This window comes from Pseudonocardia sp. ICBG1142, assembly GCF_020496255.1.
GTDB lineage: Bacteria > Actinomycetota > Actinomycetes > Mycobacteriales > Pseudonocardiaceae > Pseudonocardia.
This window is the reverse complement of the sequence record NZ_JAHLJC010000031.1, coordinates 758,844-770,280: the sequence shown is the minus strand read 5'-3', so window position 1 is coordinate 770,280 and position 11,437 is coordinate 758,844. Positions and strand designations below refer to the sequence as shown.

General features: G+C 74.1%; 12 protein-coding genes and 1 pseudogene. 8 read left to right on the top strand and 5 right to left on the bottom strand.

Features of this window, described 5'->3' with window-relative positions; genetic code table 11:
* The first annotated feature begins 59 nt into the window (after positions 1–59).
* The 8 genes and pseudogenes from KPL59_RS27850 (at position 60) to KPL59_RS27815 (ending at position 6,947) form a co-directional block, all read left to right on the top strand.
* A pseudogene (locus KPL59_RS27850) lies at positions 60–814 on the top strand (sulfite exporter TauE/SafE family protein).
* A 40-nt stretch (positions 815–854) separates the two neighbouring features.
* Entirely contained in the window at positions 855–1,148 is a 294-nt protein-coding gene (locus tag KPL59_RS27845) for a hypothetical protein (RefSeq protein ID WP_226353550.1), read from the top strand.
* Complete coding sequence (locus tag KPL59_RS27840) at positions 1,145–2,221, top strand: MoxR family ATPase (protein WP_075306204.1); 1,077 nt, start codon at positions 1,145–1,147, stop codon at positions 2,219–2,221. The genes KPL59_RS27845 and KPL59_RS27840 overlap by 4 nt, the downstream gene beginning before the upstream one ends.
* On the top strand, positions 2,218–3,237 hold the full coding sequence (locus KPL59_RS27835; RefSeq protein ID WP_226362526.1) for a DUF58 domain-containing protein: 1,020 nt from the start codon (positions 2,218–2,220) through the stop codon (positions 3,235–3,237). The genes KPL59_RS27840 and KPL59_RS27835 overlap by 4 nt, the downstream gene beginning before the upstream one ends.
* Positions 3,234–4,223 (top strand): VWA domain-containing protein, encoded by a 990-nt coding sequence (locus tag KPL59_RS27830; RefSeq protein ID WP_226362525.1) that lies wholly within the window; start codon positions 3,234–3,236, stop codon positions 4,221–4,223. Before KPL59_RS27835 ends, KPL59_RS27830 begins: the two co-directional genes overlap by 4 nt.
* 52 nt (positions 4,224–4,275) lie before the next feature.
* Positions 4,276–4,986 carry a 3-oxoacyl-ACP reductase FabG gene (gene fabG, locus KPL59_RS27825; protein WP_020627585.1) on the top strand — a complete coding sequence of 237 codons (711 nt, stop codon included), beginning with the start codon at positions 4,276–4,278 and terminating at the stop codon, positions 4,984–4,986.
* Positions 4,987–5,068: 82 nt separating this feature from the next.
* A complete protein-coding gene (gene fabI / locus KPL59_RS27820) occupies positions 5,069–5,845 on the top strand; it encodes an enoyl-ACP reductase FabI (RefSeq protein WP_020627584.1) in 777 nt (258 codons plus the stop codon).
* Positions 5,846–5,888: 43 nt separating this feature from the next.
* Positions 5,889–6,947 carry a ferrochelatase gene (locus KPL59_RS27815; RefSeq protein ID WP_226362524.1) on the top strand — a complete coding sequence of 353 codons (1,059 nt, stop codon included), beginning with the start codon at positions 5,889–5,891 and terminating at the stop codon, positions 6,945–6,947.
* On the opposite strand, the gene KPL59_RS27810 is transcribed toward KPL59_RS27815, so the two are convergent.
* The 5 genes from KPL59_RS27810 to KPL59_RS27790 form a co-directional block, all read right to left on the bottom strand.
* A complete protein-coding gene (locus KPL59_RS27810; RefSeq protein ID WP_226362523.1) occupies positions 6,948–7,586 on the bottom strand; it encodes a class I SAM-dependent methyltransferase in 639 nt (212 codons plus the stop codon). It lies immediately after the preceding gene.
* 609 nt (positions 7,587–8,195) lie between these two features.
* Positions 8,196–9,158, bottom strand: a complete 963-nt coding sequence (gene pip, locus KPL59_RS27805) for a prolyl aminopeptidase (RefSeq protein ID WP_226362522.1) — start codon at positions 9,156–9,158, stop codon at positions 8,196–8,198.
* 2 nt (positions 9,159–9,160) lie between these two features.
* Positions 9,161–10,159: a site-specific integrase gene (locus KPL59_RS27800; RefSeq protein ID WP_226362521.1), complete on the bottom strand. Its 999-nt coding sequence runs from the start codon at positions 10,157–10,159 to the stop codon at positions 9,161–9,163.
* A gap of 4 nt (positions 10,160–10,163) precedes the next feature.
* A complete protein-coding gene (locus KPL59_RS27795) occupies positions 10,164–10,841 on the bottom strand; it encodes a trans-aconitate 2-methyltransferase (protein WP_226362520.1) in 678 nt (225 codons plus the stop codon).
* 30 nt (positions 10,842–10,871) lie between these two features.
* Complete coding sequence (locus tag KPL59_RS27790) at positions 10,872–11,207, bottom strand: helix-turn-helix transcriptional regulator (protein ID WP_226362519.1); 336 nt, start codon at positions 11,205–11,207, stop codon at positions 10,872–10,874.
* Positions 11,208–11,437 lie beyond the last annotated feature (230 nt).

Here is an 11,437-nt window from a genome sequence, read left to right as displayed (position 1 = left end):
TAAGCCCTACGCAGACACGGGCGGCGGGTCGTCCGCCGTGCGGTTCGTAGGGTGGCCCGATGCAGTGGTGGGAGGTCGGGGTCATCGCGCTGGCCGGAGTCTGGGCGGGGTTGATCAACACCGTCGTCGGGTCCGGGACGCTGGTGACCTTCCCGGTGCTGGTGGCGCTCGGCTTCCCGCCGGTGACGGCGACGACGTCGAACGCCATCGGTCTGATCACGGGGTCGGTCACCGGCGCCGTCGGCTACCGCAGGGAGTGGGCCGGGCACGGCCGCCGGCTCGCGAAGTACGCCGTCGCGTCGTTCCTCGGGGCGGTCGTCGGCGCGGCGCTGCTGCTGTCGCTGCCGCCGGACGCGTTCGAGACGATCGTGCCGGTGTTGGTCGGCACCTCGGTGCTGCTGGTCGCCGTGCAACCGCTGCTGGCCCGCCGGCTGCGGGACCGGCCGCGTCCCGACCGGTCCGGCTCGCCGGTGCTCTACCTGCTGGTGTTCCTGGTGGGCGTCTACGGCGGCTACTTCACCGCCGCGCAGGGGATCATGCTGGTCGGGGTCATGGGGCTGCTCCTCGCGGACCCGCTGCAGCGGCTCAACGCCTTCAAGAACACCCTCGCCTCGGTCGTGAACATCGTCGCGGGGGCCATATCTACGCCGTCGTCGCGCCGGTCGACTGGAGGGTCGTCGGGATCATCGCGGTCAGCTCGATCGTCGGCGGGCTGCTCGGCGCGAAGGTCGGGCGCAAATTGTCGCCCGCGGTGCTGCGGAGCGCGATCGTCGTGATCGGGGTCGCGGCCATCGTGTTCCTGCTGGTGGAGTGAGCGGCCCGGAACTGTCGGGGGTGTCTGCTCTGCTGGGGCCGTGGACGACGACCGCGCCGCCGAGCTGGCCGCGGCCCTCGCCGCGCTGGCCGGTCGCGAGATCGGTCCGGTCGAGGCGCGGGCCGTCGTCGCGCACGCCCACGACCTGACCCCGGCCCGGGCGAACGCGGTCTGGACCCGGCACCGGGCGGCACCGCGGACCGTGCCGCTGCGCGACTACCTGGCGATGACGCTGCGGTTCACCGCGCAGGACCCGGCGGTCGGCCCGCTCGCCGGCGGGGAGCGGCACGCCTCACCGGATCCACACGGCCGACACGGTGGGATGGCACCGTGAGCACGACTGCCTCGACCGGCCCGGACCCGATCACCCCCGCCCGCGACGCCGAGCGGCTCGAGCGTGCGGTACTCGAGGTGAAGCGGGTGATCGTCGGCCAGGACCGGCTCGTCGAGCGGATGCTGGTGGGTCTGCTCGCGAAGGGGCACCTGCTGCTGGAGGGCGTCCCCGGCGTCGCGAAGACCCTCGCGGTGGAGACCTTCGCCCGGGTCGTCGGGGGGAGCTTCTCCCGGCTGCAGTTCACCCCCGACCTGGTGCCCGCCGACATCCTCGGCACCCGGATCTACCGGCAGGGCCGGGAGGAGTTCGACGTCGAGCTCGGTCCGGTCGTCGCGAACTTCGTGCTGGCCGACGAGATCAACCGCGCCCCGGCGAAGGTGCAGTCGGCGATGCTCGAGGTGATGGCCGAGCGCAAGCTCTCCCTCGCCGGTCGCGACCACCCGATGCCCGACCCGTTCCTCGTGCTCGCCACCCAGAACCCGATCGAGAACGAGGGCGTCTACCCGCTGCCCGAGGCCCAACGCGACCGCTTCCTGTTCAAGCTGATCATCGAGTACCCGGGGGTCGAGGAGGAACGGGAGATCATCTACCGGATGGGGTCCACCCCACCGGTGGCCTCCCAGGTCCTCACCCCGGACGAACTGGTCCGGCTGCAGCGCACCGCGGCGGACGTGTTCGTGCACCACGCCCTGGTCGACTACGTCGTGCGGCTGGTCGTCGCGACCCGGCTGCCGTCCGAGCACGGCCTGTCCGACGTCGCGTCCTGGATCGCCTACGGGGCCTCGCCGCGTGCGTCGCTGGGCATCGTGTCCGCCGCCCGCGCGCTGGCCCTGGTGCGTGGCCGCGACTACGTCCTGCCGCAGGACGTGCTGGAGGTCGCCCCGGACGTGCTGCGGCACCGCCTCGTGCTGTCCTACGACGCGATCGCCGACCAGGTGCCGGTCGACCACATCGTCACCCGGGTCCTGCAGACCGTGCCGTTGCCGCAGGTCAGCGCCCGGCCCGGAGGAGCGCCCGAGGGTGCGCCGTCGGCGTGGCCGCCCGCACCGGGTGCCGGCCAGGGTCCGGCGTGACGGCGGGGTCCTCCGACCTCGTCCGGCTCGAGGCCTCCCTGCGGACCCTGGAGCTCACCGTCCGGCGCCGGCTGGACGGGCTGCTCCAGGGCAACCACATCGGGCTGCTGCCCGGCCCGGGCACCGAGCCCGGTGACGCGCGGCCGTACCAGCCCGGTGACGACGTCCGCCGGATGGACTGGTCGGTCACCGCCCGCACGACCGCCCCGCACGTGCGGGAGACCGTCGCCGACCGCGAGCTGGAGACCTGGGCGGTGGTGGACCTGTCGCGCAGCATCGACTACGGCACCGCCCGCACCGACAAGCGGCACCTGGCGCTGGCCGGGCTGACCGCGGTCGCCCAGCTGACGACCGGGGGCGGCAACCGGCTCGGCGCCGTCGTCGCGAACGGGGAGTCGACGCTGCGGCTGCCCGCCCGCGGTGGCCTGGCGCACGCCCGTGGCCTGGTCCGCCGGGTCGCGACGATGCCGTCGGCGCCCGAGGGCACCCGCGGCGACCTGTCGGGCGCACTCGACGAGCTGCGCCGTCCCCCGCGCCGGCGCGGGCTGGTCGTGGTGGTCTCGGACTTCCTCGGCGAGCCCACCTGGGAGCGGTCGCTGCGGGCGCTCTCGGCGCGCCACGAGCTCCTCGCGATCGAGGTCGTCGACCCGCGGGAGCTGGAGCTGCCCGACGTCGGGACCGTCGTGCTGGCCGACCCCGAGACCGGGCGTCAGCGCGAGGTCGACACCACACCGCTGCTGCGCCGCGAGTTCGCCGCCGCCGCCGCCGAGCACCGCGACCGGGTGGCCGCGGCGCTGCGTCGCTGCGGGGCCGGGCACCTGACCCTGCGCACCGACACCGACTGGGTGGCCGACATCGTGCGGTTCGCCGTCGCCCGTAAGCACACCGCGTCCCCGCGCAACGGCACAGCGGCCCCACGCAGCGGCGCCGCGTTCTCGCGCAACGGCGCAGCGTCCCCGCGCAACGGCGCAGCGTTCCCGCCCGACGGAACTGCGGCCCCGCGGAGGCCCGCGTGACGTTCACCGCCCCCTGGTGGCTGCTCGGGCTGCTCGTCGTCGCCGCGCTGGCGGTCGCCTACGTGTGGCTGCTGCGCCGGCGCCGTCGCGACGTCGTACGGTTCACCAACCTGGAGCTGCTGGAGTCGGTCGCCCCGAAGCGGCCGGGCCGGTGGCGGCACGTTCCCGCGATCGCGTTGATCGCGGCACTGGCGGTGCTCACCGTGGCGCTCGCCGGGCCACAGGCGATGGCGAAGGTGCCGCGGAACCGGGCCACGGTGATGCTGGTGATCGACGTGTCGCTGTCGATGAAGGCCACCGACGTCGCGCCGACCCGGCTCGCCGCCGCGCAGGCCGCGGCCAAGCAGTTCGCCGACCAGCTGACCCCCGGCGTCAACCTCGGGCTGGTGTCGTTCGCCGGGACGGCGGCGGTGCTCGTCTCGCCGACGACCGACCGCAGCGCGGTCAAGAACGGCGTCGACAACCTGCAGCTCGCCGAGTCCACCGCGACCGGTGAGGCGATCTTCACGGCGATGCAGTCCATCGACACCTTCTCCCGGTCGCTGCAGGGCGGCCCGGACGCGGAGGGGGTGCCGCCCCCGGCGCGGATCGTGCTGCTCTCCGACGGCACCCAGACCGTGCCGGGTCCGGACGGGGAGAACGAGCCGCGCGGCTCGTTCACCGCGGCCGCCGAGGCGCGCAACCGCGGCATCCCCGTGTCCACGATCTCCTTCGGCACCAGCTACGGCACGATCGAGCTCGACGGCGGGCGCACCCCCGTCCCCGTCGACGACGCCTCGATGGAGCGCATCGCGCAGCTCGCCGGTGGCCGGTTCTTCACCGCCGCCACCGAGTCCGAGCTGCGCGCGGTCTACTCCGACCTGTCCGAGGAGCTCGGCTACGAGGAGCGCGAGGTCGACGCGAGCAGACCGTGGATGATCGGCGGGTTCGTGCTGCTGATCGGCGGGCTCGGTGCGGGCATCCTGCTCGGCAGGCGGCTGCCGTGAGGGTGATCTCCGCTCGCGGGTACCGACCGGTAGTGCGTTAGGTTCACCCCCCGTGGGACGCAGCGTGCTCGTGACCGGAGGAAACCGCGGCATCGGCCTGGCGATCGCGCAGGCGTTCGCGGCCGAGGGCGACCAGGTGGCGGTGACCTACCGCTCGGGGAAGGACGACATCCCCGACGGGCTGTTGCCGGTGCACTGCGACGTCACCGACGCCGAGTCCGTCGACGCCGCGTTCACCGAGGTCGAGGCCGCCCACGGACCGGTCGAGGTGCTGGTGTCCAACGCCGGCATCACCGACGACGGCCTGCTCATGCGGATGTCCGAGGAATCCTTCACCCGGGTCGTCGACGCCAACCTCACCGCCGCCTACCGGGTCGCGAAGCGGGCCTCGCGCGGGATGCTGAAGGCCAAGAAGGGCCGCATGATCTTCGTGTCGTCGGTTGTGGGCCTCTCCGGGTCGGCCGGGCAGGTCAACTACGCCGCCTCCAAGTCCGGGCTCGTCGGCCTCGCCCGCTCGGTCGCCCGCGAGCTCGGCAGCCGCGGCATCACCGCGAACGTCGTCGCCCCCGGCTTCGTCGACACCGACATGACCCGCGCGCTGCCCGAGAAGCGGCGCGAGGAGATCCTCGGGACCATCCCGCTCTCCCGCTACGCCGACGCCGGCGAGATCGCCTCGGTCGTCGCCTTCCTCGCCTCGCCCGGCGCCGGCTACGTCACCGGGGCGGTCGTCCCGGTCGACGGCGGCCTGGGCATGGGGCACTGAGCATGGGGCACTGATCGGCGCTTGCGCGCGACACCGACACCGGGCCCCGGCCCGGGCCCCGCAGAACTCTCGAAAGGACGTCATGGGACTGCTCGACGGCAAGCGGCTGCTGATCACCGGTGTGATCACCGATGCCTCGCTGGCCTTCCACTCCGCCAAGATCGCCCAGGAGCAGGGCGCCGAGGTCGTGCTCACCGGCTTCGGCCGGATGCGGCTGGTCGAGCGGATCGCGATGCGGCTGCCGAAGCCTGCACCGGTCGTCGAGCTGGACGTGTCGAACCAGGAGCAGCTGGACTCGCTCGTCGAGCGGATCACCCCGCACCTGGGCGAGGAGCCCCGCCTCGACGGCGTGCTGCACTCGATCGGGTTCGCCCCGGCGGGTGCGTTGGGGGAGGGTGCGTTCCTGAACGCGCAGTGGGAGGACGTCGCCACCACGATCCAGGTGTCGGCGTTCTCGCTGAAGTCGCTGGCGATGGCGTGCAAGCCGCTGCTCGGTCCGGGCAGCTCGATCGTCGGCATGGACTTCGACAACCGTCAGGCCTGGCCCGCCTACGACTGGATGGGCGTCGCGAAGTCCGCCCTGGAGTCGGTCACCCGCTACCTGGCCCGCGACCTGGGCCGCGACGGAATCCGGGTCAACCTGGTCGCCGCCGGCCCAGTGAAGACGATGGCCGCCAAGTCGATCCCGGGCTTCGCCGCGTTCGAGGACGTGTGGGACAAGCGCGCCCCGCTCGGCTGGGACATGAACGACCCGGTGCCGGTCGCGAAGACCGTGTGCGCCGCACTGTCGGACTGGATGCCGACCACCACCGGATCGATGATCATGGCCGACGGCGGGGTGCACGCCGTCGGCGTGTGAGGCCGGGGAGCGCGCCCGCGGGAAGGCGTCGATAATCGGGTCCGTGCCCGAACAGTCCTGCCCCGACCCCGATGCCATCCTGGTGCTCAGCTTCGGCGGCCCCGAGGCCCCCGACGAGGTCCGCCCGTTCCTGGAGAACGTGACCCGGGGCCGCGGGGTCCCGCCGGAGCGCCTCGACGCCGTCGAGGAGCACTACCAGCACTTCGGCGGGGTCTCGCCGATCAACGCCCGCAACCGCGAGCTGATCGCGTCGATCGCCGCGCGCACCGAGCTGCCGGTGTACTTCGGCAACCGCAACTGGCGGCCCTTCGCCGAGGACACCGTGCGCGAGATGGCCGAGGCCGGCGTCGAGCGGGCACTGGTGTTCGCGACCAGCGCCTACGGCGGCTACTCCGCCTGCCGCCAGTACCACGAGGACATCGCCCGGGCCCGCGACGCCGTCGGCGAGGCGGCGCCCGAGCTGGTCAAGCTGCGCCACTTCTACGAGCACCCGGACTTCGTGCGCGCCAACGCCGACGCCGTGCGGACGGCGTGGGCGCAGCTGCCCGAGGACCGGCGCGAGGCGGCGCGGCTGGTGTTCACGGCGCACTCCATCCCCACCTCGGCCGACGCGGCCGCGGGGACCCCGGCCGACGGCGGGCACCGCTACTCCCGGCAGGTCGCCGAGGCCGCCGCGCTGGTCGCCGCCGAGCTGGGCGTCGACGAGTTCGACGTCGTCTGGCAGTCCCGCTCCGGTCCGCCGCAGGTGCCGTGGCTGGAGCCCGACATCGTCGACCACATCGACGACCTGCACGCCAAGGGTGTGCCCGCGGTCGTCGTCGCGCCGGTCGGGTTCGTGTCCGACCACGTCGAGGTCGTGTGGGACCTCGACAACGAGGCCGCCGAGCGGGCCGTCGAGCACGGCATGGGGTTCGCCCGCGCCGCCACCGCCGGGCCCGACCCGCGGTTCGCCGACATGGTGGTCGAGCTCGTGCGGGAGCACACCGACGACGCGCCCGCCCGGCGGCTGGGCAGCGGCCCGTCGGCGGGGTGCACCCGCAACGGGGCACCCTGCGCGGTCGACTGCTGTGTGCCGCAGCGGCGGCCCGCCCGGTCGGGCTGATCAGCGGCGCCGTACCCGGGCGAGGTGGGCGGGGACCTCGACCCTGGTCCCGGCCGGCTCACCGTAGGCCTGCGCCAGGGCGGCGGTCACGACTCCCCGGTACGACGCCGGTGTGACGGTCTCCACCGACCAGTCCGGACCGGTGAACGCGGTGCGGACGTCGGCCGCGTCGATCACCGGGCCGAACTCGGCGGCGGCGCCGGTCCGGGCCAGGGCGAGCACGTGCACGACGCCTCCCCGGCGCACGATCCCGGCGAGTGCGCGGGCGTAGCGGGCCTGGTCAGCGGGGTCGAACAGGTGGAACAGGGCACTGTCGACCACCGTGTCGAACGGGCCGAGGCCGTTCGGGGCGAGTGCGTCGGCGACGACGAACCGGGCGTCCACCCCCGCGGCCGCGGCGCGCTCGCGTGCCCGGTGTACCGCGGTCGGGGCGGCGTCGGCGCCGAGCACGTCGTACCCGAGCCTGGCCAGCAGGGTCGTGTGCTCGCCGGTGCCGCACCCGGGGTCGAGGACGGTCCCGGTGACGGCGTCGTCGCGGGCCAGCGCGACGACGGCCGGCTGCGGCTCGTCGATGACCCAGGGCGGGTCGCCGTCGCGGTAGGCCTGCTCGAACCAGGAGACGGGCGGGGTGAGGTCCATCGGATGCTCCTCTGACGGGGTTCTCCCGAGAGCCTCCGACCTCGATCGAGGTTCAGGTCAAGTCCCGGCGTCACACCAGGTCCGCCGTCCCGGCGGCCACAGCGGTTGGCCCATCCTGTCAAGGAATCATTGACGCCTGCGCGTGGTCAATCGAACGGCGACACCCACCGGACGTGGAGCCGGGGGAGTGGTCGCCGGATCCCGCGGAGCCGGGCGCGGGGACCGTCGCCGGGAGCCCAGCGGCCCCGCGCGGGGGTGACCTGGCACAGATGGTGTTCCCGGTGTCGTCGAGCTGCGGGAACAGGTCGTCGGCGTGGTGCGGCCCGGCTGCCGCGTGCGGAGGCGGTGCTCCTCTCGGGCCCTCGGTGATGCCGCCGCGCCCACGCCGCATCCCGCCGCGCCGCATCCCGCCGTGCCGGAGCGCATCGCGCGGTCTCCTCGCCGACCGTCGGATCGTGTCCTGACCTCCGATAACAATGATTCATTGACGCCAGCAGATCGTCGACGAAACGACGACAACCACACCGCCAGGAGCCGGGGAAGTCGGCGCCGGCCGGGGAGCCCGGGCTGCGGGATTTCCCGTGCGATGTGCGGTGTGGTCGGCCCGGGTCAGCGGGGCAGGTCGGCGGCCCGGTCGAGGGCGTCGACGACGGCGTCGGTGAACGCTCCGGCGCCACCGTGGCCGGCGTCGTCGATGATCCGCAGCTCGCTGCCGGGCCAGCGCCGGTGCAGGTCCCAGGGGATGTCCGGCGGCCCGCTGACGTCGTAGCGGCCGTGGACCATGCTCCCGGGGATGCCGGCGAGCCGGGTCGCCCCGTCGAGCAGGGCCCCGTCGGGGAGGAATGCGGCGTGCCGCCAGTAGTGCGTGACCAGTCGGGCGAACACGAGCCGGAACGCCGGGTCCTCGTAGCGGCTGCTCGGCCGGTACCCCGGGACGAGGGAGACGTGGACGTCCTCCCAGCGGCACCACTCGCGGGCGGCGTGCTCGCGGACGGCCGGGTCGGGGTCGGCGAGCAGGGTCGCGTAGGCGTCGACGAGGCGGGTGCCGCGCAGCGGGGCGGGCACGGCCTCGGCGAAGCGGTCCCAGGCGGCGGGGAAGATGCGGCGCATGTCCTCGGTGATCCAGCGGACCTCCCGCTCGGTCGTCGTCGCGACGGCGGCGAGAAGGAGCGCCTCGACCCGCTGCGGGTGGGCCTGGGCGTAGGCCAGCGCGAGGGTGCTGCCCCAGGAACCGCCCTTCACGACCCAGGAGGGGATCGCGAGCAGCTCGCGGAGCCGCTCGATGTCGTCGAGCAGCAGCCGGGTGGTCTGGGTGCGTTCCAGGTCGACGTCGGGGTCGGACGCGAGCGGCCTGCTGCGGCCGCAGCCGCGCTGGTCGAACAGCACGATCCGGTACCGCTCGGGGTCGAAGTACCGGCGTGCCCCGGCCGAGCAGCCCGAGCCGGGGCCGCCGTGCAGGTACAGCACCGGGCGTCCGTCGGGGTTGCCGCAGGTCTCCCAGTACAGCGCCTGGCCGTCGTCGGTGGTGAGGACGCCCGTGTCGTAGGGCTCGATCGGTGGGTGGAGAGGCACCGCTACAACCCTGCCAGCAGGGCGGCGGAGTTGTCCTCCCAGGCGTTGTCGACACGGATGTAGGTGCCGACGGTGGCCAGGGAACGGTGCCGGGTCTGGTGGGCGATGGCCCGGTCGGAGGCGCCGCGCTGGTGGGCGTAGGTGACGTGGCCCGCGCGCAGGGAGTGCGCCGACCAGGGGCCGGGGCCGATGCCGGCGCGGGCGACCGCACGCTGGACGATCTCGTTGACCGACTCCGGGTGCAGCGGGCGGTCGGTGACCCGGTTGCCACGAGTGACCTTGCGCAGCACCGGGCCCTCGGTGATCCCGGCTGCCTCGAGCCAGGTCCGCAGCGCGGTGATCGGGCAGCGCGCGGCCCGGTGCGCGTGCGGGAGGACCACGAGCTCGGGCTCGGTGCCGTACGGATTGGTCTTGGACCGGGGGATCGACAGGACGCGGCCGCGGGGGTGCTCGGCGACGTCGGCCACGGTGAGTCCCGCCAGCTCGGAGCGGCGCAGCGCGGAGAAGAACCCGACCAGCAGCAGGGCCCGGTCGCGCAACCCGGCGAGGTCGGTCCCGGACCCGCAGGCGGCGACGACGTCGTCGAGATCGGGCGGCATGAGGGCGCGGGCCCGGTCCGGCGGCGCGCCGTGGGTACGGCGGATGCCCTCCCAGACGGCGGTGACGCGGCGGGCGTCGGTGGGGTCGGGCAGGTCTCGCATGACGTGGACGAAGCGGATCGAGGACAGCCGACGGCTGATGGTCCCGACCTTCGCCCCGGCCCCGGCGAGCTCGGTGATGTAGCCGGACAGCGCCTCGGGGGCGGCCGGCAGCGGCGCGTGGCCGTTCCGGGCGCACCAGCCGCTGAACTCACGCCAGTCCGAGGCGTAGCCGCGGCGGGTGTTCGGGGAGCGGGCGGCCGCGACGTAGGCGGCCTCCTCCGGCGTCAGCGGCAGGTCGACCTGCGGTGCGAGCAGCTCGGCACCGGGGACCGTGGTGCGGTCGGGCACGGGGTCGGTCACGGGGTCATCCTGCCGGGTGCGGCGCGGCGGCCACGAGCACCACGCCCGACCCGCTCGCGCCCTCGGCGGGGAAACGGAGCTCGGCCTCGGTGCGCAGCCCGGTGTCCTCGACGAGCGCGCGGAGCCGCTCGGGCCGCCACAGGTGCGTGGTCCAGGTGACCGGGACGCCGCCGTAGCCCTCGGTGCGGACGAGGTCGCCGTCGCCGGCGTGGGTGGCCAGGATCAGTCGTCCGCCCGGGGCCAGCGCCCGGGCGAAGGAGGCCAGGACGTGCGGCAGGACGTCACGGGGCAGGTTGAACAGCGACCACCACCCGAGCACGCCAGCGAGCGAGCCGTCGGGCACGTCGAGCTCGGTGGCCGAACCGACCGCGAACGAGCAGTGCGGGTGCAGGCGACGGGCGTGGGCGACCATCGCGGGGGACAGGTCCACACCCGAGGCGTCCACCCCGCGCTCCACCAGGTAGGCGGTGACCTGCCCCGGCCCGCAGCCGACGTCGAGGACCGGCCCGCGGCCGGCGACGGCGTCGGCGAACACGTCCATCGCGGCGCGCAGCCAGGGATGGGCGCGGACGTCCCCGATCCCGGTGTCGACGACCATCGCGACGTAGTTGTCGGCGACGCGGTCGTAGGACGCGCGGACGGCGTCCAGGTCGGCGGGGCGCGGGACCGGTTCGGTGGGCACGCCGGCGACCGTAGGGCAGGGGACCGACACTCAGGCGCCGCGTGACCGGCGACCGGCCGGGGTGTGGCGCAGGGCCTGCTGGTGCGCGACGGCGCGGCGCACGATGTCGATCACGCCGTCGTCGTCGGCAAGGTAGACGCGGTGGCGGCCCTGGCGGCGGACGCGGACCCACCCGGCCGCCTTGAGCTTGCCCAGGTGGTGGCTGACCGTCGCGACGGACTGCCCGAGCTCCTCTGCGAGGGCGCCGACGTCGCGCTCGCCCTCGGCCAGCAGCCACATGATGTGCAGCCGGACGGTGGCCGCGAGCATGCCGAAGGCGGAGGCGGTGTCGTGCAACAGGTCCTGTGACGGGGGATCGGGGGTCAACGGTCTCCTTCCGCGACGGGGTGACGAGCGTCAAACATTCTCACAACCGTTTGAACGTTGCAGCTCGGTACGGTTCACTGGTCCCCGACTGTCCACGAGGGAGGTGAGCCGGATGTCCGACGACGAGCACAGTAGGTGCGGCCGCACGGACTGCCGGCCGCTGCACCGGGAACTCCCGGGCTGAGCTCCGGGCCACGTGCCCGCGTCCGCCGTCCACAACGGCCGCTTCG